The organism is Stenotrophomonas sp. YJH_SMC_82, assembly GCF_059368875.1.
Window position 1 is genome coordinate 810,261 of the sequence record NZ_JCAFSE010000001.1, and the last position, 21,792, is coordinate 832,052.

The 21,792-nt window shown below is 68.3% G+C and carries 23 protein-coding genes, 1 tRNA gene and 1 other RNA gene; 4 read left to right on the forward strand and 21 right to left on the reverse strand.

Annotated features, from left to right (window positions below):
- Positions 1–7: 7 nt before the first annotated feature.
- The gene (gene hemL / locus AC5P53_RS03640; RefSeq protein ID WP_049407023.1) at positions 8–1,297 is read right to left on the reverse strand and encodes a glutamate-1-semialdehyde 2,1-aminomutase; all 1,290 of its coding nucleotides are present in this window, start codon (positions 1,295–1,297) and stop codon (positions 8–10) included.
- A gap of 16 nt (positions 1,298–1,313) precedes the next feature.
- Positions 1,314–1,940, reverse strand: a complete 627-nt coding sequence (thiE, locus tag AC5P53_RS03645; RefSeq protein ID WP_032956049.1) for a thiamine phosphate synthase — start codon at positions 1,938–1,940, stop codon at positions 1,314–1,316.
- Positions 1,941–1,974: 34 nt separating this feature from the next.
- Here thiE and AC5P53_RS03650 point away from each other — a divergent pair, with 34 nt between their 5' ends.
- Positions 1,975–2,199: a rubredoxin gene (locus AC5P53_RS03650; protein WP_075076014.1), complete on the forward strand. Its 225-nt coding sequence runs from the start codon at positions 1,975–1,977 to the stop codon at positions 2,197–2,199.
- 40 nt (positions 2,200–2,239) lie between these two features.
- Here AC5P53_RS03650 and AC5P53_RS03655 read toward each other — a convergent pair whose 3' ends face one another.
- The 8 genes from AC5P53_RS03655 to AC5P53_RS03690 all read right to left on the reverse strand — a co-directional run bounded on the left by AC5P53_RS03655 (position 2,240) and on the right by AC5P53_RS03690 (position 6,388).
- Positions 2,240–3,085: a SirB1 family protein gene (locus tag AC5P53_RS03655; protein ID WP_024957828.1), complete on the reverse strand. Its 846-nt coding sequence runs from the start codon at positions 3,083–3,085 to the stop codon at positions 2,240–2,242.
- A gap of 158 nt (positions 3,086–3,243) precedes the next feature.
- Entirely contained in the window at positions 3,244–3,690 is a 447-nt protein-coding gene (locus AC5P53_RS03660) for a DUF192 domain-containing protein (protein ID WP_014648292.1), read from the reverse strand.
- A gap of 21 nt (positions 3,691–3,711) precedes the next feature.
- The gene (rpiA, locus tag AC5P53_RS03665; protein WP_014648291.1) at positions 3,712–4,359 is read right to left on the reverse strand and encodes a ribose-5-phosphate isomerase RpiA; all 648 of its coding nucleotides are present in this window, start codon (positions 4,357–4,359) and stop codon (positions 3,712–3,714) included.
- A gap of 22 nt (positions 4,360–4,381) precedes the next feature.
- On the reverse strand, positions 4,382–4,861 hold the full coding sequence (locus AC5P53_RS03670) for an EVE domain-containing protein (protein WP_014648290.1): 480 nt from the start codon (positions 4,859–4,861) through the stop codon (positions 4,382–4,384).
- Positions 4,858–5,451 carry a 5-formyltetrahydrofolate cyclo-ligase gene (locus tag AC5P53_RS03675; protein ID WP_164077189.1) on the reverse strand — a complete coding sequence of 198 codons (594 nt, stop codon included), beginning with the start codon at positions 5,449–5,451 and terminating at the stop codon, positions 4,858–4,860. The genes AC5P53_RS03670 and AC5P53_RS03675 overlap by 4 nt, the downstream gene beginning before the upstream one ends.
- Positions 5,452–5,534: 83 nt before the next feature.
- Positions 5,535–5,720: non-coding RNA, 6S RNA (ssrS, locus tag AC5P53_RS03680), on the reverse strand.
- Positions 5,721–5,873: 153 nt separating this feature from the next.
- Positions 5,874–6,170: a cell division protein ZapA gene (locus AC5P53_RS03685; protein WP_005410899.1), complete on the reverse strand. Its 297-nt coding sequence runs from the start codon at positions 6,168–6,170 to the stop codon at positions 5,874–5,876.
- The gene (locus AC5P53_RS03690; protein ID WP_005410898.1) at positions 6,167–6,388 is read right to left on the reverse strand and encodes a TIGR02449 family protein; all 222 of its coding nucleotides are present in this window, start codon (positions 6,386–6,388) and stop codon (positions 6,167–6,169) included. The genes AC5P53_RS03685 and AC5P53_RS03690 overlap by 4 nt, the downstream gene beginning before the upstream one ends.
- A gap of 153 nt (positions 6,389–6,541) precedes the next feature.
- Here AC5P53_RS03690 and AC5P53_RS03695 point away from each other — a divergent pair, with 153 nt between their 5' ends.
- Positions 6,542–7,090, forward strand: a complete 549-nt coding sequence (locus AC5P53_RS03695; protein ID WP_014648288.1) for a YecA/YgfB family protein — start codon at positions 6,542–6,544, stop codon at positions 7,088–7,090.
- A gap of 5 nt (positions 7,091–7,095) precedes the next feature.
- On the forward strand, positions 7,096–8,418 hold the full coding sequence (locus AC5P53_RS03700; RefSeq protein ID WP_087786593.1) for an aminopeptidase P N-terminal domain-containing protein: 1,323 nt from the start codon (positions 7,096–7,098) through the stop codon (positions 8,416–8,418).
- 503 nt (positions 8,419–8,921) lie between these two features.
- Here the strand turns inward: AC5P53_RS03700 and pepQ are convergent.
- The 7 genes from pepQ to rph all read right to left on the reverse strand — a co-directional run bounded on the left by pepQ (position 8,922) and on the right by rph (position 16,170).
- Positions 8,922–10,253: a Xaa-Pro dipeptidase gene (gene pepQ / locus AC5P53_RS03705; RefSeq protein ID WP_241887082.1), complete on the reverse strand. Its 1,332-nt coding sequence runs from the start codon at positions 10,251–10,253 to the stop codon at positions 8,922–8,924.
- A 75-nt stretch (positions 10,254–10,328) separates the two neighbouring features.
- A complete protein-coding gene (locus AC5P53_RS03710; RefSeq protein WP_014648285.1) occupies positions 10,329–10,703 on the reverse strand; it encodes a PilZ domain-containing protein in 375 nt (124 codons plus the stop codon).
- The gene (locus AC5P53_RS03715) at positions 10,700–12,979 is read right to left on the reverse strand and encodes a DUF1631 family protein (protein WP_197606811.1); all 2,280 of its coding nucleotides are present in this window, start codon (positions 12,977–12,979) and stop codon (positions 10,700–10,702) included. Before AC5P53_RS03715 ends, AC5P53_RS03710 begins: the two co-directional genes overlap by 4 nt.
- Before the next feature lie 201 nt (positions 12,980–13,180).
- A complete protein-coding gene (gene hemW / locus AC5P53_RS03720) occupies positions 13,181–14,407 on the reverse strand; it encodes a radical SAM family heme chaperone HemW (RefSeq protein WP_014648283.1) in 1,227 nt (408 codons plus the stop codon).
- 58 nt (positions 14,408–14,465) lie between these two features.
- Positions 14,466–15,062, reverse strand: a complete 597-nt coding sequence (rdgB, locus tag AC5P53_RS03725) for an RdgB/HAM1 family non-canonical purine NTP pyrophosphatase (RefSeq protein WP_134809243.1) — start codon at positions 15,060–15,062, stop codon at positions 14,466–14,468.
- Positions 15,059–15,448 carry a VOC family protein gene (locus AC5P53_RS03730; protein ID WP_005418968.1) on the reverse strand — a complete coding sequence of 130 codons (390 nt, stop codon included), beginning with the start codon at positions 15,446–15,448 and terminating at the stop codon, positions 15,059–15,061. Before AC5P53_RS03730 ends, rdgB begins: the two co-directional genes overlap by 4 nt.
- Positions 15,445–16,170, reverse strand: a complete 726-nt coding sequence (rph, locus tag AC5P53_RS03735) for a ribonuclease PH (protein WP_495227119.1) — start codon at positions 16,168–16,170, stop codon at positions 15,445–15,447. The genes AC5P53_RS03730 and rph overlap by 4 nt, the downstream gene beginning before the upstream one ends.
- A gap of 124 nt (positions 16,171–16,294) precedes the next feature.
- Here rph and AC5P53_RS03740 point away from each other — a divergent pair, with 124 nt between their 5' ends.
- Positions 16,295–17,155, forward strand: coding sequence for a YicC/YloC family endoribonuclease (locus tag AC5P53_RS03740; RefSeq protein WP_005410888.1), 861 nt, complete (start codon positions 16,295–16,297; stop codon positions 17,153–17,155).
- Positions 17,156–17,212: 57 nt separating this feature from the next.
- Here the strand turns inward: AC5P53_RS03740 and selD are convergent, their stop codons facing one another.
- The 4 genes from selD to selA all read right to left on the reverse strand — a co-directional run bounded on the left by selD (position 17,213) and on the right by selA (position 21,791).
- Entirely contained in the window at positions 17,213–18,292 is a 1,080-nt protein-coding gene (gene selD, locus AC5P53_RS03745) for a selenide, water dikinase SelD (protein WP_241887081.1), read from the reverse strand.
- A gap of 26 nt (positions 18,293–18,318) precedes the next feature.
- Positions 18,319–18,414: transfer RNA gene (locus AC5P53_RS03750), tRNA-Sec, on the reverse strand.
- A 24-nt stretch (positions 18,415–18,438) separates the two neighbouring features.
- Complete coding sequence (selB, locus tag AC5P53_RS03755; RefSeq protein WP_241887080.1) at positions 18,439–20,370, reverse strand: selenocysteine-specific translation elongation factor; 1,932 nt, start codon at positions 20,368–20,370, stop codon at positions 18,439–18,441.
- Positions 20,367–21,791 (reverse strand): L-seryl-tRNA(Sec) selenium transferase, encoded by a 1,425-nt coding sequence (gene selA, locus AC5P53_RS03760; protein ID WP_495227121.1) that lies wholly within the window; start codon positions 21,789–21,791, stop codon positions 20,367–20,369. The genes selB and selA overlap by 4 nt, the downstream gene beginning before the upstream one ends.
- Position 21,792: the final 1 nt, after the last annotated feature.

Here is a 21,792-nt window from a genome sequence, read left to right on the forward strand (position 1 = left end):
TTTGCGATCAGCCCTTGGTGGCCTTGAACGCCACGCGTGCAGCGGCGAGGGTGGCCTCGATCACCGCATCGTCGTGCGCGCTGGACAGGAAACCGGCTTCGTACGCCGACGGCGCCAGGAACACGCCCTGGTCCAGCATCGCATGGAAGAAGCGGTTGAACGCCGGGATGTCACAGGCAGTGGCCTGCGCATAGGTCTCCACCTTCTCGCTGGTGAAGAACAGCCCGAACATCGCGCCCACGCGGGTGGTGGTCACGGCCACGCCGGCTTCGGCGGCGGCCGCTTCCAGGCCGGCACACAGGCGCGCGGTGCGCTCGGCCAGGTCGGCGTGGAAGCCCGGCTGCTGGATCAGTTCCAGCATCGCCAGACCGGCGGCCATCGCCACCGGGTTGCCGCTCAGCGTACCTGCCTGGTAGATCGGGCCGGCCGGGGCGATCTGCTGCATCAGCTCGCGGCGGCCGCCGTAGGCCCCGACCGGCATGCCGCCGCCAATGATCTTGCCGAAGGTGGTCAGGTCCGGGGTGATGCCGTAGTGCGCCTGTGCGCCGCCGAGGGCGACGCGGAAGCCGGTCATCACCTCGTCGAAGATCAGCAGCGCGCCATGCTTCGTGCACAGTTCGCGCAGGTGCTGCAGGTAGCCCTCGCGCGGCGGGATGCAGTTGGCGTTGCCGACCACCGGCTCGATGATCAGGCCGGCAATGTCGTCACCCTGCTGCGCGAACAGCGCAGTGGCCGCTTCGAAATCGTTGTAGGGCAGGGTCAGGGTCAGTTCGCTCAGCCCGGCCGGGACGCCCGGCGAGGTCGGCACGCCCAGGGTCAGCATGCCGCTGCCGGCCTTGACCAGGAACGAGTCGCCATGGCCGTGATAGCAGCCTTCGAACTTCACGATGCGGTTGCGGCCGGTCGCACCACGCGCCAGGCGGATCGCCGACAGCGTGGCCTCGGTGCCGGAGTTGACCATGCGCACCATCTCGCACGACGGCACCAGGCGGGTGATGGTCTCGGCCATGGTCACTTCGGCTGCGCACGGCGCGCCGAAGGACAGGCCGTTGTCGATCGCCTTCTTCACCGCTTGGCGCACGGCCGGGTGGTTGTGGCCGACGATCATCGGGCCCCAGGAACCGACGTAGTCGATGTAGCGGTTGCCGTCGACGTCGTACAGGTAGGCGCCGTCGGCGCGCTCGACGAAGAACGGTTCGCCACCGACCGATTTGAACGCGCGTACCGGCGAATTGACGCCGCCCGGCAGCAGTTGCTGGGCGCGGGAGAACAGGGCGTGGGACTGGTCGTGGTTCATGGGGCTTTCCTGGGCGTTACGCGAACTGGGCGAGGTAGGCGCGCTGGGTCGCGACCGGGTCTTCGGCGGCGAACACGCTGCTGACCACGGCGACCAGATCGGCGCCGGCGTCGATGATGGGACCGACATTGTCCGGCGTCAGGCCGCCGATCGCCACCCGCGGCACGCCCAGTGCGGCGCTTTGCCGCAGCAGGTCGGTATGCGCGCGGCTGCTGGTGACCTTGGTCGTGGTCGGGAAGAACGCGCCGAAGGCCACGTAGCTGGCGCCGGCGGCCACGGCCTTCTCTGCATTGGCAAGCTGGTCGTAGCAGGAGGCGCCGATGATGGCCTCGGCACCGAGCAGGGCGCGTGCGCTGGGGATGTCACCGTCGGTGCCGCCCAGGTGCACCCCCGCCGCGCCAACGGCTTTGGCCAGCGCCGGGTCGTCGTTGACGATCAGCGGCACGCCGTGTTCCGCGCACAGCGCCTGCAGGGCGGTGGCCTGCTCCCGCCGCAGCGCGTCACTGGCGGTCTTGTTGCGGTACTGCAGCCAGGTGGCGCCAGCGGCCAGCAGCGGCGCGGTACGGGCCAGCAGGCATGCGGTATCGGGCTCGTCCGGGGTGATCAGGTAGACGCCGCGGGGCGCCGGGGAAGCAGAAGTCATCGATGGCTACCGGTGAGTGGACCGCGATGGGACAATGGCGGCCCGTGAATCCAGCCCTGATTATCCGATGAGCGATGCCACCCCCACCACCTTGCGCACCTGGATGTGCGTGGTCTGCGGCTTCCTGTACAACGAAGCGGAGGGCCTGCCGGAGGAGGGCATCGCGCCGGGGACGCGCTGGGAGGACATTCCGGAGACCTGGACCTGCCCGGACTGCGGGGTCACCAAGGCCGATTTCGAGATGGTCGAGGTCGATTGATGAGGGTAGGTGTGGACTGTTGGTCCACACCCCGGCACCCTCAATGCAGCCGCGGCATCGGTCCGCCGAGGTCGATCAGCTTCTCGCGCAGCCACTGCGCATCACTGGCTTCCGGGTTGCGCTTCAGGTACTGCCCCAGATCGTGGCGGGCACCGGCCAGGTACTCCAGTTGCAGGTAGGCCAGGCCGCGGTCACGCAGCGCATCGTCCTGCTCCGGGGCGAGCTTCAGCAGGCGGTCGGCACTGCGCGCGGCGCGGTCCCATTCGCCGGCCTCGGCATACACGCCGTGCAGGTTGCGCAGCATGCGCATCAGGATCGCGCGCGCCGGCGCCGGGTCCAGAATCTGCGCCAGCACCTGGTCGTCGGGCATCTGCCCGCCCAGGTGTGACTTGGCGCGTTCGCGCAGTTCGTCCACGTCCAGCGGGCGACCACCATTGAACGGGTCCATCACCAGCACGCCGTCGTCCACCGGCAGGCGCACCAGGAAGTGGCCGGGGAAGGACACGCCGTCGAGCGGAATGCCCAGCCGCCGCGCGACTTCCATCTGCACCAGCGCCAGCGAGATCGGGTTGCCCAGCCGGCGCTCGAATACCTGGTTGAGGTAGCTGTTGCGCGGGTCGTAATACTCGTCGTGGTCGCCGCTGTAGCCCAGCTCGTCGAACAGGTGGCGGTTGATCGCCGCCATCTTCAATGGACTGTTGTCGATGCTCTCCACTTCCGAGCGGAGGTGGTCGACATGGCTCTGGATCAGCGCATCGTAGGTCGACGGCTGCAGATCGGGGTATTCATCGCGCGCGATCAGCAGCGCGGTCGGCAACAGTGGCAGCGCCTCGTCTTCGAGGTCGGCCAGTGCATCCCAGTCGGGGAGTGTGATCCGGTCCTGCATGGCCACAGACTGGCGTCATTCGCAGGCCGTTTCAAGCGGTGCCGCGTGAAAAATGCAGGGGTCAGATCCCTTTCGCGTGCGAAGGGGATCTGACCCCTGCAGGGTTGCCGGCCAGCGGCCGGCACTACTGCGGGTGCCGGGCGCAGCCCGGCCGTACCTTACTTTTCGATGCCCGGGCCGAATTTCAGCTCCGTGCCGTCCTTCAACTGCAGCTTCTCGGCCTGGCCGGCGTTGAGTTCCAGCACGTAGCGCGCCGGGCCACCGCTGGGGTAGGGCGGGCACATGTCGCCGGCCGAGCACGGCGGTACGTCGCGCTGCTGGCTGACCAGCCTGCGCTGGCTGTCGAAGTACAGGATGTCCAGCGCGATCCTGGTGTTCTTCATCCAGTACGCCTGCATTTCTTCGCGGTCGTGGATGAACAGCATGCCGTGGTCGGCCGCCATCTGGTCGCGGAACATCAGCCCGCGCGCGCGGGTTTCGTCATTGGTGGCCAGCTCCACCTGGTAGCGGGCGCCATCCAGCTCGACCCAATGGCGGGCCGCGTCGGTGGCACAGCCGGCCAGGGCCAGCAGCGGAAGCATCAGCAGCGAACGCAACAGCGACATCGTCAGGATCCTTCGGAAGGGTCAGAGCACGACCGGCGGCTCGCCGCCGACGATCACCACGTCGGCGCGACGGCGCGCGAACAGGCCCACGCAGACCACGCCCGGCAGTTGGTTGAGCTCGCGCTCCAGCTTTTCCGGATCGGTGATCTGCAGGTTGTGGATGTCCAGGATCTGGTTGCCATTGTCGGTGACCACGCCTTCGCGCCAGGTCGGCTGGCCGCCGGTCATGTCGCGGATCTGCCGGGCGACCAGGCTGCGCGCCATCGGGATCACTTCCACCGGCAGCGGGAACCTGCCCAGCACCGGCACCTGCTTGCTCGGGTCGACGATGCAGATGAAGCGCTCGCTGGCCTCGGCGATGATCTTCTCGCGGGTCAGTGCGGCGCCGCCGCCCTTGATCAGGCACTTGTTCGGATCGCACTCATCGGCGCCGTCCACGTACAGCGACAGGTTGCCGCTGTGGTTCAGCTCGATCACTTCGATGCCGTGCTGCTTCAGGCGCGCGGTGCTCTGCTCGGAGCTGGACACGGCGCCCTTGATGCGGTGCTGGATGCGGGCCAGGGCATCGATGAAATAGGCCACGGTGGAACCGGTGCCGACACCGACGATCATGCCGTCTTCGACGTATTCGATGGCTTTCTCGGCGGCCAGGCGCTTGGCTTCGGACATGGGAGAACTCTCAGGCAGGGAATCAGGATTTCTTTTCCAGCGACAGCAGCAGCTTCCACTGCGCGGCGGTCACCGGGAACACCGACAGGCGGTTGCCCTTGGCAACCAGCGGGAAGCCTTCGCCCAGTTCCTCGGCGTGCAGCTTGATCTCGTCCAGCGCGATCACCTGCTTCAGCTTGCGGTCGAAGGCCACGTCCACCAGCATCCAGCGCGGGTTCTCGCGCGTGCTCTTGGGGTCGTAGTAGTCGGATTTTGGATCGAACTGGGTGTCGTCCGGATAGGCGGTGCTGGCCACCGTGGCCAGGCCGACGATGCCCGGCACCTTGGTATTGGAGTGGTAGAACAGGATGCCGTCGCCCACCTGCATGCCATCGCGCATGAAGTTGCGCGCCTGGTAGTTGCGCACCCCGTTCCAGGGTTCGACCTTGACCTTGGCCAGGTCATCAATGGAGAAGGCGTCCGGTTCGGACTTCATCAGCCAGTAGCGCTTGCGGGCGGTCATGCGTTCACGGGGGCAGCGGAGGGGAACAGGGTGCCGTCTTCGGTGCAGATCGCATCCACCGGCACGTCCCACGACGCCACCGGCAAGGACTCGACCTGCTGCACCGCGAACGCAGCACCGACCAGCCAGGGCGGCGCCGGCCGGTCTTGGCGGAAGGCGAAGCTGCGATCATACCAGCCGCCCCCCATGCCCAGCCGCCGGCACTGTGCGTCGAAGCCCACCAGCGGGGCCACCACCAGCGCCATCTGCGCCGGTTCCAGCGTATCGTCCAGCGCTACGTCCGGTTCGGGAATGCCGTAGCGGTTGCTGGTCAGCGCCTGCCCCGGCCGCCACGGCGCGAAGCGCAGCACTTCGCCGGCCAGCACCGGCAGGCAGTAGGTGAGGCCTTCGGGCAGTTGCAGCTGCCAGCGGTGCAGGGCGATTTCGCCATCCAGCGCCCAGTAGCCGGCCACGGCGCCTTCGCGTGGGGCGAACGGCAGGGCGAGCAGGGCATCGGCAAGGGATTCGGCGGCAGCAATGCGCTCACCGGCGGAAAGGTCGCGGCGGCGTTGCCGCAGGTCGTGGCGCAGGGCCTGGCGCGGGTCGGTCATGGCAGCGTGCGGCAAGAATCAGCCGCCATTGTGCCGGAAAGAACAAGGGCGACGCCCGAAGACGCCGCCCTTGCTGGAATATTGCATTCTCCGCAATGTCGATGCATGCGAAACGACCTTGAACCCGGGGGCTCAAGTGGGAACGCTGGAGAACCATCGGGCTTCCCGCTACAAGGCGGACCTGCACTCCCGGCGCTGTCGCGCTCCCGGTGTCGTTCTTAAGGGACAAGGCGAATGTTTGCACATGCCGTCGAGTACCGCAGAGAACGCGTGGCCATTATAGCCAGCGTGCAGGATCTGGATAGGCCGTTCGTCGGCAACAGTCCGTGCCAATTCAGATATGCGAAAAGGGGACGGAGGGGATTAAGACGTTTCCGGCACGGATGGGGCGAATGCGCCTTAATCCCCTCCGTCCCCTTTTTCTAGGGGGTGCCGTCGATCGCGCGGTCGAGGCGCCTGTTCAGGTCGGCCAGCGTCTGCTGCAGGGCCACGGCCTGGCGGGCGTTCTCGTCGCGCAGCAGCTGCAGTTCGTGGGCCAGGTTCAGTGCGGCCAGCACGGCGACGCGGTCGACGGCGGCCATGCGGTTGCTGCCGCGGATTTCGCGCATGCGCGCATCGAGCAGGCGCGCGGCGGCCATCAGGCTGTCGCGTTCATCGCCGCCGACACCCACCGTGTATTCACGATCGAGGATGCGGACACTGACCGGTTCGGCGCTCATGTGTGCTGCTCCAGGGATTTGAGCCGGCTGATCATTGCTTCCACCCGCGAGCGTGCCTGCTCGTTCTTGGCCAGCAGCGTGGAACGCTCGGCCACCAGCTGTTCCTGCTGGTGGCGCAGGCTGCGGTTCTCCTCGGCCAGGCGCTGGTTGCGTTCGAGCAACGCTTCCACGCGGGCGGCGAAGTCCTGCAGCTGGGCAAGGGGATCGGCGGGTTCCATGCGGGCACGATAGGCAAGCCGGGCAAGGGCGGTCAAGCGTTGTCGCAGCAAGGCCTGGCGGCCGCAGAGAGGACGCCGCCGGGTTGCTACACTACGGGGTCTCACGGGCGCGCGCGTGCGCGCCCCGGGTTTCCTTTCCGAACGAGCCGCACGATGACCGAACTTCCCTCCGTCGACGACGTTACCCGCGCCAGCCAGGAACTGGGCCTGGGCGCTACCGCTGCCGAGCTGCACGGTGCGCTGTGTGGCTGGCTGGCCGCCGGTGGCGCCCCCGGCAACGACTGGCCGGCACGGGTGCTGGCCGACGACAACCTGCCGCCGGTGGCTGCCGACAGCGTGCTGGGGCAGCTGCTGCAGGCGACCATCAAGCAGCTGGAAGACCGCGACTTCGCCTTCGAACTGCTGCTGACAGACGGCGACGACGTGTCCGCGCAGGCCGATGCCATGTTCAGCTGGACCCGCTCGTTCCTGGGTGGTTTCGGCCTGGGCAGCGGCGGCCGCCGCCCGACCTTGTCCGAAGAGGGTGAAGAAGCGCTGACCGACATGGCCAGCCTGGCACGCGCCTCCAGCGAGGATTTCGAAGCGGGTGGCGATGATGACGACGAAGCCCTGTCGGAGATCGAGGAGTTCATCCGCGTGGCGGTACTGCTGCTGCACGGTGACGTGGTGCTGGCCTCGCGCCATCGGCAGCGCCTGAACTGATGGACATCAAGCAGCGCACCGGCATCGCGGCCGGCGAATACAAGCGTCGGCGCCGCCAGCTGATGGACATGGCCGGCGAGGACGCAATCCTGGTGCTGCCGGCCGCGGCCGAGAAGGTGCGCAGCCTCGATACCCATTACCCGTTCCGCCAGGACTCGGACTTCCAGTACCTGAGCGGTTTCCCGGAGCCGGAGGCGGTATTGGTGCTGATCCCGGGCCGGCGCCACGGCGAGGCCATCCTGTTCTGCCGCGAACGTGATGCCGAGCGCGAAGCCTGGGACGGCAGCCGTGCCGGCCAGGAAGGCGCGGTGGCGCAGTACGGCATGGACGATGCGTACCCGATCGATGATCTGGACGACATCCTGCCGGGCCTGTTGGAAGGCCGTTCGCGCGTCTACTACCACTTCGGTCGCGACGCCGATTTCGACCTGAAGCTGATCGGCTGGGTCAACCGCGTGCGTTCGCAGGTGCGCCACGGCGCGCAGCCGCCGCATGAATTCCTTGAACTGGGCCATCTGCTGCACGAGCAGCGCCTGTTCAAGTCCGGTGCGGAAGTTGCATTGATGCACCACGCCGCGCAGATCAGCGTGCGTGCGCATCTGGCGGCGATGAAGGCTGCCAGGGCCGGCATCCACGAATACGAGCTGCAGGCCGAGCTGGAACGCGTGTTCCGCGCCAGCGATGCAGTGCCGGCGTATTGCAGCATCGTCGGTGCGGGCCGCAACGGTTGCATCCTGCATTACCGGGACAACAACGCGCGTTCGCGCGACGGCGAGCTGGTGCTGATCGACGCCGGTGCCGAGTACCGTGGCTACGCCAGCGACATCACCCGCACGTTTCCGGTGAATGGCCGCTTCAGCGCCGAGCAGCGTGCACTGCACGACCTGGTCGGCGATGCGCAGGCCGCCGCGCTGGCCCAGGCCAGGCCGGGCGTGCCGTACGAGGCCGGTCACCTGGCCGCGGTGCAGACCCTGACCGAGGGCCTGCTGCGGCTGGGCCTGCTGAAGGGGACGCTGGAAAAGAACCTGTCCGAAGGCCTGTACCAGCGTTTCTACCGGCACAAGACCGGGCACTGGATCGGGCTGGACGTGCACGATGTGGGCGATTACCGCCTGGCGGGCGATTCGCGGCTGCTGGAGCCGGGCATGGCATTCACCATCGAGCCGGGGCTGTACATCGGCGTGGACGATACGACGGTGGAACCGCGCTGGCGCGGCATCGGCATCCGTACCGAGGATGATGTGCTGATCACCGACGACGGTCATCGCGTGCTGACCGAAGGCCTGGCGCGCAGCGCCGACGAGATTGAAGCGGTGATGGCGGGGTAAGGGGTGTTCTGCAGGGCTTGCAGCCCTGCACCCGCAGAGGCAACAGCAAGAGCAACAGCAACAGCAACAGCAACAGCAACAGCGCGCATTCCGTGGGATGGCGGGGCACTGTGGGTGTGCGGGGACGCCGTGAACCCATCCATGGGGGCTTGGTCGCGGCATCCATGCCGCTCACACCCCGCAAACCCACAGTACCCCGCCTTCGACAGGTTCACGCGGCTGTTGGCAACCGCGGTTATTGGCACGCGCGGCGGTTGGTAGGTGTCGACCTTGGTCGACACGGAGCGAGCGCAGCGAGCGACCCGCTTCTGCTTTTCTTTCTTCTTTTTCCGTGGTTGGACGCAGCAGGAAACTGTCAAAGGACGGGCGGGGTGGGTTTGCAGGACCGTTGGCGCCATGGATGGCGCCATCGAGCCCCCATGGATGGGTTTACGGCGTGTCCTGCAAACCCACCCCGCCCGGCCAAGCGCGGCCTCTGATATCAGCGCCCAACCACGAGGGGCTCAGCCGTTGGCCGCCGCAAACGCCGGCCGCGTCAGGTTGTCCGCCTCGCCCTCGGTGCACAGCACTTCGTCTTCAATGCGGATGCCACCATACGGACGGAAGAAATCCACGCGGTCCCAGTTGATCGCATCACCATGGCCGGCATCCTTCACTTCGTTCAACAGCATGTCGATGAAGTACAGGCCCGGTTCAATGGTCACCACCATGCCCGGTTCCAGTACGCGGGTCAGGCGCAGGTACGGGTGGCCCGCCGGGCGCTCGATGCGGCCGCCCTCGTCGCTGGCCGCGAAACCGGCCACGTCGTGGACCTGCAGGCCGATCAGGTGGCCGATGCCATGCGGGAAGAACGCGGCGCTGACGCCGGTCTCCAGCGCGGTCTGCGGCGAGACCTTGATCACGCCGAAGTCCTTCAGCACGCCCATCAGCGAAAGATGTGCGTCCACGTGCAGCTGCCTGTAGTCGAAGCCCGGGCGCACCGCTGCGCACATCTGCTGCTGGGCGGCGTCGACGGCAGCAATCATCGCAGCGAATTCGTCGTGGCCCTGCGCGGCGTAGGTACGGGTGATGTCGCTGGCGTAGCCGTGCGCGCTGGCGCCTGCATCGATCAGGAAGCTGCGCAGCGGCTGCGGCGCCTTGCGGCCCAGCTCGGTGTAATGCAGCACGGCGGCATGTTCATTGAGCGCCACGATGTTGCCGTAGGGCAGCTCGTTGGCATCCTGGCCCACTACCTGGCAGTACGCCATGTGGATGCTGAATTCGTCGGCGCCGTTGCGGAACGCGGCTTCGGCGGCGCGGTGGCCGCGCACGCCCAGCACCTGCGCCTGGCGCATCAGCGCGATCTCATACGGCGTCTTGCTGCCGCGGTACCATTCCAGGTAGTTCACCACCGGTGCCGGGTTGTTCGGCACGTAGCTGCCCAGCGCGCTCTGCGGCTCGCCGAGGATCGCGCAGCGCGACGGGTCGGCCGGCAGCAGGGCCAGCGCCTCTTCGGGCTTGCGGATGATGTGGATGTCGAAGTGCTCCACCCACCAGCCACTCGGTGCGTCCGGTACCACGTGCCAGTAATCGAAGGGCTGGTGGAAAATCACCGCCGGGCGCTTGCCCGGGGTGAACACGATCCAGCTGTTGGGCACCCGGGTCAGCGGCAGCCAGGCCTTGAACTGCGGATTGACCGCGTACGGGTAGTCGCGATCGTCGAACACCTGGTAGTGCAGGGTGCCGCTGGGCACGACCAGATGGTCGAAGCCGCCGCGGGCCAACGCCTGTTCGGCACGTCGGCACAGCACGGCCAGGTGGTCGGGGTACAGGGCGCCGGGGTCTTGCTGGATCATTGCGGTGGCTCGACACGGAAAACGGCCCTAGATTCTGCCGCATACCGGGAAAAACCGCTGTGCTGGAACCGGCACTCAGGCCGTCGAAACCGGTGCCTCGTCGCTGTCTTCGCCTATCCACTGGCGCAGCAGCTGCCGATGTTCGCGTGACAGGGTGAGGAAGCGGAAGCCGGTCCAGCTCTGGCCGGGCACATGCGCCGGCTCGCTCCACAGCAGGTGCACGCCCACGTCAATGGCCTCGTGGCGGCCGTCACCGATCGGCAACGGGAAGCGGAACTGGTACAGCGCGTCCTCGCGCAGCGGGGTGCTGGCCAGCATCAACATGCCAGTCTCGGAGACATTGCCGAGCCGGCCCACCACGCATTCGCGCATCTGGTCGGTGACCGGTACCAGGTCCGAGACCTGGCGACGCGGCGCGCGGCGGGTGTCCTGCGGCGGTTGCACGTTCAAACGGACGCCTCCCTGTAACGGCCGCCGGCCAGCGCACGCAGCGCACCGAGGCTGGCCTGCCATGCGCGATCGACCAGCCGCCCTTTGTCTTCGGTGACCAGCTGCGCGCGTCCGGCGCTGAGCTGCCGGGCCAGCGTATCAAGGTCGGTATCGGCGATCTTCTGCCCGCGCGGATTGACGAACAGGGCGTGGCCGGTCAGCAGGCTGTACCAGGACAGGCGCTGGCGGCGCAGGGTGCCGTCACCGTTGTCGATGTCGAACCAGCTGCCAAAGGGCAGGGTCACGAGCTGCTGGTAGGCCGCCTCTTCGGCGCTGCTGCGCGGCGTGCGCGGGGCGTCGGCGCTGCCGCTGGCAGCATGTTCGCCCAGTCGTGCACGTGCCTTCAGGCGCGCACTGAGCTCGGTGCGCGAGGTGCTTTCATCCTCGCCTCCTGGCGTGGCCAGGCGGCGCGCAACGGCGGCGGCTTCCTCGGCGTGATAGCCGACCTGCACGAGCGCCGATTCCACCTCGTTGGCCAGCACTGCATCGGTGCCACCGTTGGCATCGACGGCCTGCGCGGTCACCGCGGCGATGCGCTCGGTCTGTAGCAGGCGTTCCTGCCACTGCGGCGAATCTTCGCCATGGCGCAGGCGGGTGAGGGTGAGTGCATCGGCCCAGGCCTGGCGCAGCAGGGTCTGCACGAAGCGCGGCGGCGCCTGTGTGTCGCAGCACTGGTCGATCTGCGCATTGGCCTGGCGACGCGCCAGTTCCAGCCGTTCCTTGCCACGCGCGGCCTCGACGTGGCGGCGCTCGGCCAGTTCGGCGCGATGGGCCGCCGCGCGCTGATGCTGCTGTACGTCTTCGTTGGCGGCGGCGAAGGCCTCGGGCGAGCGTGCATCCTGGCCGAGCAGACCCTGCACGCTCTGCGCCATGCGCTGCAGCAGCTGGGGGTCCACGTCATCGTCGCCCAGCCAGTTGGCGCCGACTTCGGCAATCTGGTTGAGCAGTTCGCGTGCAGGGTGTTCATCGCGCACGAAGAAGCCGGGGTCGGCCATCGCCGCACGCGCCAGTGGTACCTGCAGGCGCGCCAGCAGGGCGGCCGGCACCGGGTCGGGGCGCTGCTGTTGCTGCACCTGCTGCATCAGCAGGCGCAGCAGGTCGAGGTTGTCGCGGTCGTGGCTGCCCAGCTGGGCCTGCGCGCCGTGCTCGCTGCGCAGCTGGGCGACCACCGCAGCCTGCAGGTCGGCGACGCCGGTGGCCGCGCTGGACTGGGCCTGCAGCCGCGCGAGGACCGCATCGACGGCCGCACTGGGCACGGCAGCGGTGTCCGCAGGAGGGGCAGTGGCATGGCGGGCCTGCTGCAGCAATTCATGCAGCGCACTGCCGGTGGACGTGGTCACGCCAGCGGTGGCTGCGCCCGGCGTACCCGCGTCGTTGAATGCGTCCTGCACCAGGTTCGACCAGGAACCGGCCGGAGCGGAGCCGTTCCAGCCGGTCAACGGCGCGGCGGAACGCTTGGCAGGCTGGGTCGTGCGGCCGCCGCCCACCGACTGGGTGATGATCCGCCGGGTGCTCGACGAGCGTGCCAGGTACGGGGTGTAGACCAGGCCCGGCAGCACGCCATGCTGGGCCAGCAGCGCATTGGCGCGGTCCAGCACATCGCCCAGGCGTTCCAGCACCTGCCGCTCGAAGCTGCGGTACAGCGCAAGCTGCACCTCCACGCCAAGGGCGTCCTGTTCGGCGATCCGGCGCACCATCGCGCACAGGGCCTGCGGTGCCAGTGGCAGGGTGTCGGCCTCGAACGCCGGCGCCGCCGCGAGCACGCCCAGGCGCTGTCCCAGCAGGTTCAACGTATTGGTTGAACGCAGGGTCTCGCGCCGGATCATTTCGGTCAGCAGCAGGTCGCGATCCACCTCGTGCTCATCGACCAGCGACAGGCCGAGCGTGCCCGGTAGCAGCGGCGGCGAAGCAGGGGCCACAGCGGCGGTGGACGGCTCGCGCAGGCCCGCCAGCGCTTCGGCCACGGCATCGAGCATGCGGTCGGCGAAATGGCCGGCGAAGGCGTGCAGCTGGCCACGCTGGGCCATCAGGTCCGCCTGCTGCATCGGATTGCGTGCACGGTCGGCGTCGTGCAGCAGCGTCTGCTCCAGCGCTTCGACGGTCAGGATCAGGGGCGCGGCCAGCGTTTGCCGGCACAGGCCGATCAACGCACCCAGCAGTTCACGCACCCGCGATGGCAGGTCGCTGGCGGCCAGGCGTGCTTTGTCGGCAGAGGTGATGGAAAAGACAGCTGACATCGGCGAGCGGTACCCGGATTCCCGCGGATCGATCCTGTGAATCTACCGTGTCGGCCGCAGTCGGCGCTACTTTAGGCTGAACGTGTCTCACGTTCATCGGGCAGGGCCGACGGATGAACGGTAGTGCCTGCCGCTGGCCGGCAGCGCTGTCTTTACCAGAGTGCCGGCCAGCGGCCGTCACTGCCCGGTATGGCGGAAGGCTTATTCCTCCAGGAACAGGCTCACCACATCGTTGGTGAACCGGCGGCCCAGCTCGGTCGGTTGCACATGACCCTCCGCCACCTCCAGCCAGCCGCGCTGGACGGCCTCGGCCAACGGAGCGTCCAGCACGCCGCGCGGCAGCCCGGTGCGCGACTCGAAATCGCGAAGGCCGAACCCTTCGTGCAGGCGCAGCAGGTTGAGCATGTACTCGAACGGCAGGCGCTCGGCTGCGATCACATCGTCACCCCCGAAAGAGGCCGGCGTGCCAGCGCTGTCCAGGTAGGCCTGCGGATGCTTCAGCTTCCAGCGGCGCAGCACGTGTTCTTCGGCGCCCGAGCTGATCTTGCCGTGCGCACCGGCACCGATGCCCAGGTAATCGCCGAAACGCCAGTAGTTCAGGTTGTGCGCGCTTTGCCGGCCGGGGCGCGCATAGGCGCTGACCTCGTACTGGCCGAAACCAGCCTGTGCCAGCAATGCCTGGCAGTGTTCCTGCATGTCCCAGGCGTTGTCTTCATCGGGAATGCCCTGCGGCGGCCGCGCGAAGAACACCGTGTTCGGTTCCAGGGTCAGCTGGTAGTGCGAGATGTGCGCCGGTTGCAGTGCAAATGCACGCTCCAGGTCGGCCTCGGCGCCGGCCAGGGTCTGTTCCGGCAGCGCATACATCAGGTCGATGTTGAAATTGTCGTAGCCCGCGTCCTGCGCCATCTTCACCGCGCGCTCGGCTTCGCCACTGTCGTGGATGCGGCCCAGGCGCTTGAGCATGGCGTCGTCGAAACTCTGGATGCCGAAGCTCAGGCGGTTCACGCCGGCCGCGCGGTAGCGGTCGAAACGGCCATGCTCGGCGGTGCCCGGGTTGGTTTCCAGGGTGATTTCGGCGTTGGGGGCAAAGCGCAGGCGCGCGCTGGCCTGCTGCAGGAAGCGGTCGATCGCTTCCGGCGGGAACAGGCTGGGCGTGCCGCCGCCGAAGAACACGCTGTGCACCACCCGGCCCCAGACCAGCGGCAGGTCCTGGTCCAGGTCGCGCAGCAGTGCATCGATGTAGGCCTCGAACGGCAACTCGCCCTTGGCCTGGTGCGAATTGAAATCGCAGTACGGGCATTTGCGCACGCACCACGGCAGGTGCACGTACAGCGACAGCGGTGGCGGCACCAGCCGCGGTGCGCTGTCGTGGTCAGCGGAGCAGGCTTCGCCGGGCAGGTGGTTGCAGTGGTCGTGGGCGTGCGGCATGGGCTTCATCGGTAGTGCCGGCCGTTGGCCGGCTTCCCTGGTTCGATCAGGTCGGGCGTCAGTACAGCGTCGCCAGCTGTTGCTTGAGCTGCTGCAGGGCAACGGCACGGTGGCTGATGGCGTTCTTCAACGCCGGCTCCATTTCCGCGGCGGTCAGGCCGTGGGTGGTGTCCAGGAACACCGGGTTGTAGCCGAAACCATTCGTGCCACGCAGCTCACGGATGATCTGCCCTTCCCAGCGGCCTTCGCAGATCAGCGGCTGCGGGTCGGTGGCGTGGCGCAGCAGCACGATCACCGCATAGAAGCGGGCACTGCGCTGGCCATCGGGAATACCGGCCATCGCGTCCAGCAGCTTGGCGTTGTTGGCAGCGGCGTTGGTCGGGTGGCCGGCATAGCGCGCGCTGTACAGGCCCGGTGCACCACCCAGGGCATCGACGATCAGGCCGGAATCATCGGCCAGCGCCGGCAGGCCGGTCGCTTCGCAGGCGGCGCGTGCCTTCAGCAGCGCGTTCTCGACGAAGGTCAGGCCGGTCTCTTCCACGTCGCCCAGGCCCAGCTCGGCGGCCGAGGTGATCTGCAGCGGCAGGTCGGCGAGGATCTCCTGCATCTCCACCAGCTTGCCGGCATTGTGGCTGGCCAATACCAGTTTCTTCATTGACGGGGCTCCAACAGGTCCCAGGTGTTGCCATACAGGTCGCGGAATACCGCGACCGTTGCATAGGGTTCTTCGCGCGGTGCTTCCAGGAACTCGACGCCGGCGGCCAGCATCGCCGCGTGGTCGCGGTGGAAGTCGTCGGTGTTGAGGAAGAAGGCGACGCGGCCACCGGTCTGGTTGCCGATGCGGCTGCGCTGCGCCTCGTCGCTGGCACGGGCCAGCAGCAGGGCGGCGGCGCTGCCGTCGGTGGGGCCGACCACCACCCAGCGCTTGTGGCCCTGGTCGATGTCCTCCAACAGTGCGAAGCCGAGCTTGCCGGTGTACCAGGCAATGGCTTCGTCATAGTCGGCAACCACCAGGGTGGTCAGGGCAAGACGACGGTTCATGCCGACAGCGCCGCCTGCTGCGCGGCCAGCAGCTCGGCCACGCCCTTTTCGGCCAGGCCCAGCAGCGCGTCCAGTTCATCGCGACGGAAGGCGTGGCCTTCGGCGGTGCCCTGCAGCTCGATGAAGCCGCCACCGTCGTTCATCACCACGTTCATGTCGGTGTCGCAGTCGCTGTCTTCGGCGTAGTCCAGGTCCAGCACCGGGGTGCCGCGGTACACGCCCACCGATACTGCTGCAACTGCGCCCAGGACCGGGTTGCGCTTGATGTCGCCACGCTTCATCAGCACGTTCACCGCATCGACCAGGGCCACATAGGCGCCGGTGACGGCGGCGGTGCGGGTGCCACCGTCGGCCTGCAGCACGTCGCAGTCGAGGGTGATGGTGCGTTCGCCCAGCGCATTGCGGTCCACGCAGGCACGCAGGCTGCGGCCGATCAGGCGCTGGATCTCCAGCGTGCGACCGCCCTGCTTGCCACGGGCCGCTTCGCGGTCGCTGCGGGTATGGGTGGCGCGCGGCAGCATGCCGTACTCGGCGGTGACCCAGCCTTCGCCCTTGCCGCGCAGGAAGCCCGGCACGCGGTTCTCGACGCTGGCGGTGCACAGCACGCGGGTTTCACCGAAGCACACCAGCACCGAACCTTCGGCGTGGCGGGTGAAGCCGCGTTGGATGACGACCGGGCGGAGCTGGTCGGGCTGGCGGCCGCTGGGGCGGGAGTCGGACATGGTGCGGGTTCCGTAATGGCGAGGGAGTACGCCGCCATGCCCGCGGCCTTCACGGGGCGGGCAAGGGGGCTCTGGTGAGGGCGCTAGGGTACCATTCCCCCTTTGCACGCACCGGACACATTCCATGATTCGAAGCATGACCGCCTATGCCGGCGGCGAGCGGGTCACCCCGTGGGGCACGCTGGGCTGCGAGCTGCGCTCGGTCAACCACCGCTTCCTGGAGGTCGGCACCCGCCTGCCCGAGGAACTGCGGGCGCTCGAACCGCAGCTGCGCGAGCGTATCGCCGCGCGCCTGAGCCGCGGCAAGCTGGATCTGGTGATGCGCCTGCGCGCGCCGGAGGCGGCTGCCAACCTGCAGGTGGACGAGGCCCTGCTGGGCCAGCTGGGCCGCCTGGCCCACCGCCTGACCTCCGATTTCCCGAACCTGCAGGTCAGCTTCACCGATCTGCTGCAGCTGCCGGGCGTGACCCGCGGCGAGGCCACGGATGCCGCCGCCCTGCAGGTCGAGGCGCTGGCCCTGCTGGACCAGGTGCTGGACGGCTTCGTCGAAGCGCGTGAGCGCGAAGGCGGCAAGCTGGCTGCGGCCATCAGCGAACGCGTGGACGGCATCGAACGCATCGCCACCGAAGTGCGCACCTTGATTCCGGCCATTCGCGACGGCCAGCGCGCCAAGCTGGCCGCCCGTCTGGCTGACCTGCCGCACCCGGTCGACCCGGGCCGTGCGGAGCAGGAGCTGGTCCTGTGGCTGCAGAAGCTGGACGTGGATGAAGAGCTGGACCGGCTCGGCAGCCATATCGTCGAGATCCGCCGCGTGCTCAAGCAGCGCGAGCCGGTCGGCCGCCGCCTGGACTTCCTGCTGCAGGAGTTCAACCGCGAAGCCAATACGCTGGGCTCGAAGTCGGTGGACAGCCGCACGTCCAATGCCGCGGTGGAGCTGAAGGTGCTGATCGACCAGATCCGCGAGCAGGTGCAGAACATCGAATGATGTTGCATCCAGCGATACAGCAGGGGCGCCTTCGGGCGCCCTTGTCGTTCCAGCGCATCAGCGCACGCTGACGCCCGGCGCTCCTTCACCCAATCGCCCGACCACGGCGGCTTGGCCGAACCCTGCGTCGTGGAAGCAGGCCAGCACCGCATTCACTGCCTCCGGGGTGCAGGACACCAACAGCCCGCCACTCGTCTGCGGATCGGTCAGCAGTGGCTGCCAGTGGCCGGCCAAGCGCTCGGCGAAGCGCACTTCGGCGCCGTACGAGGCCCAGTTGCGGGCGGAGGCGCCGGTCACGCAGCCGCGCTGCAGCAGCTCCAGCGCCTGCGGCAGCAGCGGCACCTGTGCACTGTCCACTTCGGCAGCGACGCCGCTGGCGCGGCACACTTCCAGCAGGTGGCCGAGCAGGCCGAAGCCGGTGACGTCGGTCATCGCGTGCACGCCGTCCAGCGCAGCCAGCGGCACGCCCACGCTGTTCAGGCGGGTGGTCGACGCGATCATCTGCCGGTAGCCCTCTGCATCCAGCACTTCTTTCTTCAGCGCCGACGAGTACACGCCCACGCCCAACGGCTTGCCCAGCACCAGCACATCGCCGGCGCGGGCATCGGCATTGCGCTTGAGCCGTTGCGGGTCGAGCACGCCGATCGCGGCCAGGCCGTAGATCGGTTCCACCGAGTCAATGCTGTGACCGCCGGCCACCACGATGCCGGCATCGGCGCAGGCGCGTTCGCCACCTTGCAGGATGCCGCGGATGGTGTCCTGCGGCAGGGTGTTGATCGGCATGCCGACGATGGCCAGCGCGAACAGCGGCCGCGCGCCCATCGCGTACAGGTCCGACAGCGCGTTGGTGGCGGCAACGCGGCCGAAGTCGAACGGGTCGTCGACAATGGGCATGAAGAAATCGGTGGTGGCCACGATTGCCTGCCGGTCATCGAGGCGGTACACCGCGGCGTCGTCGCTGGTCTCGCGGCCAACCAGCAATTCGGCCGGTGCGGGAAGTGCTGGAACGCCGCGCAGCAGTTCGCTCAGCACGCCCGGCGCGATCTTGCAGCCGCAGCCGCCGCCATGCGCGAGAGAGGTCAGTCGTCGCGTGGCATCGGCCGTGGATGGAGCGGGTGACTGCGCGTGCGTGGCCATGCCGACATCTCCTGCGGAAACACGAATGGCGGAAGGCAGCAGGAGTCGAACCTACCAGGGAACGATCGACGCCCCCTACTGGGTTTGAAGCCCAGCCGCATGCCCGGATGCGCATGCCTTCCGAAAGTACGGCGGTACCGGTGGGCTCAGTCGCGGGCTGCGTTCCACTGCAGGTCGCCGCGCGGCCGATGCTGGTCACCGACGCGTCGAGTGTAGCCAACGCGATTGAAGAACTCCAAGATCTGGATGCTGCGTTTGCGGCCCAGGCCGATGGCATCGCGGAAGGCCGCCGCATCCACCGCGCCGCTGGCCTGTGACAGCTGCGCGACCATCGCGGCGAGTTCCGCAATGCGCGCGGGTGCATAGAACAGGTCCGGCACCACCTGGAACAGTTCGCCACGTGCGGCGGCGCGGCGCAGGACGGCGCGGACATCGTCTTCGGTCAGTCCGAAGTCGGCGGCCAGAGTACGCACCCACGGCGGATCGAAGCCACCGGCGTGCAGTTGCGGCAGCACGCGTTCCAGCAGCAGGCGCTCGCGTTCCGGTGGCGCATGGTCATGGCCGGGCAGGCGCCACCAGGCGCCCACGCGTTGCACGCTGCCGTCGTCCAGCAGGTCCTGCAGCAGCGCATTCCAGAGCCCCGTCGCAAGCGCGGGCAGGGTGCTGCGTTGCAGGCGCCCGCTGTCGACACCGGGTTCGTCCGGGCGTCGCTCATGCCAGCTACGCAGCGATGTGATCACCTGCTCGTGCAGCACCTGCCAGTGCGAGGCAAGGATGACCACCGTGTCCTCGCGGGTGATGATGCGCTGTGCGTCTGCAGGAAGATCGATCCGGTCGGCCGCGCGCCGGCAGTAGCGTTGCAGCGCGGCCATGGCAATGCCGAAGGGCGCCTGCTGCAACAGCGGGCCGATTCCCGCACCTGTGGCCAGCTGCTCCAGTGCGCCCAGCCAGGCGAGCCGTGCCGGGCTGCGCCGGCGCCGCTGTGGCGGGTCCGGGTCGAGCACGACGCCACCGCCCAGCGTGTGGGTCGCGGCGGAATCGCGGGCGATGAAGCGTTCACCACACATCGCACAGACCGGTGCATCGAACACCAGCTGCACCAACTGCCCATCACCTTGGTCACGGTCCTCCAGCAGCACCACATGGGCCTGCCGGTGCATCGTGCCCCAGTGGATGTGCAGGGGTGCCCAGTCACGCAGTGGTGCTGCCCGTGCGGACAGGCGCAGGCGCACATCGACGCGGGTGGTGGCCAGCAGCGCGCGCGGGTCGGCAATCCAGTCGCCACGATGAATCTCGTCGCGGGCGATGGCGGCCAGGTTCAACGCGCAGCGCTGTCCGGCCATGGCGTGGTCACTGGCCTGGTTCTGCGCGTGGATGCTGCGTATGCGCACATCGGTGGCGGCGGGCATCAGTTGCAGGTGCTCGCCCACCGTGACGCCGCCGCCATGTACCGCGCCGGTCACCAATGTGCCGTGGCCGGCCAGCGAGAACACGCGGTCCACCGGCATGCGGAACAGCTCGCTGCGCAGCGCGGCCTGGCGCGCGTTGGCCTCGCCGGCGGCCCATGCGTGCAGGTGGGCGCGCAAGGCGTTGATGCCTGCGTCATCGGGGGACGTGCTGTTGCAGGCGAACACGGGGGAACCCTGCAGCGGCGTTCCGGCCAGCAAAGCGGCAATCTCGATCTCGACCCGGGCGATGCGCGCGGCGTCCACGCGGTCGATCTTGGTCAGCGCCACCGCGCCGCGATCCACGCCCAGCAGCTGCAGGATCGCCAGATGCTCGCGGGTCTGCGGCATCACGCCGTCGTCGGCGGCGACGACCAGCAGGGCGACATCGATACCGGTGGCGCCGGCCACCATCGTGTGGACGAAGCGCTCATGACCCGGCACATCGACGAAACCCAGCATCGCGGCGGGGCCTGTGCCGTTCGCGCTTTCCACCGGGACATAGGCATAGCCCAGTTCAATGGAGATGCCGCGCGTGCGTTCTTCCTGCAGGCGATCGGTTTCGATGCCGGTCAGTGCCCGCACCAGGCGCGTCTTGCCATGGTCGATATGCCCGGCGGTGCCGACGATCATGGTTGCAGCGTGCTCCATTGGGCGAGGAAGTCCGCTTCGTCGGCCGGTTCCAGGCAACGCAGGTCCAGCCACAATGCGTCCTCGCCGATGCGGCCCAGCACCGGTCGCGGCAGCTGGCGCAGGCGCTTGGCCAGGCGGTCCAGGCCGCCACGTTGCGCAGTGGTGATGCGCAGGCCGGCACTGCCGAGCTGCGCCTGTGGCTGCGCACCACTGCCGATCTGGCTGTGCATCCGTGCCTGTTCAAGCATGTAGCCGGTCGGCAGCGCCGAGCGCAGCGGCGGCAGCAGGCGCTGGGCCTGCGCATCCATGTCCTGCTGCGTGCGCGAGAGCGTACGCAGTGTCGGCAGCCGTTGCGCCAGCAGCTCCGGCTCGCGGTACAGCGCCAGTACCGCCTCCAGCGCGGCCAGGCCCATCTTGTCCATGCGCAGCGCACGCTTGAGCGGGTTGCGGTTGATCCGCGCGATCAGGTCGGCGCGGCCGGCGATGATGCCGGCCTGCGGCCCACCCAGCAGCTTGTCGCCACTGAACGAGACCAGGTCGGCACCGGCCGCCAGTGTTTCCTGCACGGTCGGCTCGTGTGGCAGGCCGAAGGCCGCCAGGTCGCACAGGCTGCCGCTGCCCAGGTCCACCACCAACGGCAGGCCATGGTCGTGCGCGATCGCTGCCATCGCCGCGGTGTCGACCTTGGCGGTGAAGCCGGTGATCGCGTAGTTGCTGGCGTGCACCTCCATCAGCAGTACGGTGCGCGGGCCGATGGCATGGGCGAAGTCGGCCGGGTGGGTGCGGTTGGTGGTGCCCACTTCCAGCAGCCGCGCGCCGGCACTGCGCATCACATCGGGAATGCGGAAGGCACCGCCGATTTCCACCAGTTCGCCGCGCGACACCACCACCTCGCGGCGGTTGGCCAGGCTGTTGAGCAGCAGCAGGACCGCCGCCGCATTGTTGTTGACCACGGTGGCGGCTTCGGCGCCGGTCAGCTCGCAGACCAGCGCCTGCACCCGTGCATCGCGGTCGCCGCGGCGGCCGCGGGTGATGTCGAATTCCAGGTCAACCGGTGCGGCCATCGCGCGGGTGACGGCCTGCACCGCGGACTCGGGCAGCAGGGCGCGACCCAGGTTGGTATGCAGCACGGTGCCGGTCAGGTTGAACATCGGCTGCAGGTTCAGCCGTGCATCGGCGATGAGTGCGGCATCAAGCGCCGCGACCAGTGCCGGGCCTTCAATGGCCTGATGCAACTGCTCGGCCGAGAGCTGCGTGGCACTGATGCGCTCACGCAGCGCCTGCAGATGTACGCGCAGCAACTGGGTGATGCGGCTGCGGCCGTGGCCCTCGATCAGTGTTGCCAAGGCAGGCAGGCGCAGCAACCGGTCCAGCGAGGGCAGCGCGGAAGCCGATGCCGGGGTGGGGGGCGTGGCTGTCATC

Bases quoted from the DNA above. Each gene is read 5' to 3' on its own strand.
- rdgB (WP_134809243.1), bottom strand. From the start codon at position 15,062: ATGAAGAAACTGGTATTGGCCAGCCACAATGCCGGCAAGCTGGTGGAG.
- selA (WP_495227121.1), bottom strand. From the start codon at position 21,791: ATGACAGCCACGCCCCCCACCCCGGCATCGGCTTCCGCGCTGCCCTCG.
- AC5P53_RS03650 (WP_075076014.1), top strand. From the start codon at position 1,975: ATGGCGGCCCGTGAATCCAGCCCTGATTATCCGATGAGCGATGCCACC.
- hemW (WP_014648283.1), bottom strand. From the start codon at position 14,407: ATGCCGCACGCCCACGACCACTGCAACCACCTGCCCGGCGAAGCCTGC.
- AC5P53_RS03715 (WP_197606811.1), bottom strand. From the start codon at position 12,979: ATGTCAGCTGTCTTTTCCATCACCTCTGCCGACAAAGCACGCCTGGCC.
- AC5P53_RS03695 (WP_014648288.1), top strand. From the start codon at position 6,542: ATGACCGAACTTCCCTCCGTCGACGACGTTACCCGCGCCAGCCAGGAA.
- AC5P53_RS03740 (WP_005410888.1), top strand. From the start codon at position 16,295: ATGATTCGAAGCATGACCGCCTATGCCGGCGGCGAGCGGGTCACCCCG.
- selB (WP_241887080.1), bottom strand. From the start codon at position 20,370: ATGATCGTCGGCACCGCCGGGCATATCGACCATGGCAAGACGCGCCTG.
- AC5P53_RS03675 (WP_164077189.1), bottom strand. From the start codon at position 5,451: ATGACCGACCCGCGCCAGGCCCTGCGCCACGACCTGCGGCAACGCCGC.
- rph (WP_495227119.1), bottom strand. From the start codon at position 16,170: ATGTCCGACTCCCGCCCCAGCGGCCGCCAGCCCGACCAGCTCCGCCCG.
- AC5P53_RS03690 (WP_005410898.1), bottom strand. From the start codon at position 6,388: ATGGAACCCGCCGATCCCCTTGCCCAGCTGCAGGACTTCGCCGCCCGC.
- thiE (WP_032956049.1), bottom strand. From the start codon at position 1,940: ATGACTTCTGCTTCCCCGGCGCCCCGCGGCGTCTACCTGATCACCCCG.
- hemL (WP_049407023.1), bottom strand. From the start codon at position 1,297: ATGAACCACGACCAGTCCCACGCCCTGTTCTCCCGCGCCCAGCAACTG.
- rpiA (WP_014648291.1), bottom strand. From the start codon at position 4,359: ATGTCCGAAGCCAAGCGCCTGGCCGCCGAGAAAGCCATCGAATACGTC.
- AC5P53_RS03670 (WP_014648290.1), bottom strand. From the start codon at position 4,861: ATGACCGCCCGCAAGCGCTACTGGCTGATGAAGTCCGAACCGGACGCC.
- AC5P53_RS03655 (WP_024957828.1), bottom strand. From the start codon at position 3,085: ATGCAGGACCGGATCACACTCCCCGACTGGGATGCACTGGCCGACCTC.
- pepQ (WP_241887082.1), bottom strand. From the start codon at position 10,253: ATGATCCAGCAAGACCCCGGCGCCCTGTACCCCGACCACCTGGCCGTG.
- selD (WP_241887081.1), bottom strand. From the start codon at position 18,292: ATGGCCACGCACGCGCAGTCACCCGCTCCATCCACGGCCGATGCCACG.
- AC5P53_RS03660 (WP_014648292.1), bottom strand. From the start codon at position 3,690: ATGTCGCTGTTGCGTTCGCTGCTGATGCTTCCGCTGCTGGCCCTGGCC.
- AC5P53_RS03685 (WP_005410899.1), bottom strand. From the start codon at position 6,170: ATGAGCGCCGAACCGGTCAGTGTCCGCATCCTCGATCGTGAATACACG.
- AC5P53_RS03730 (WP_005418968.1), bottom strand. From the start codon at position 15,448: ATGAACCGTCGTCTTGCCCTGACCACCCTGGTGGTTGCCGACTATGAC.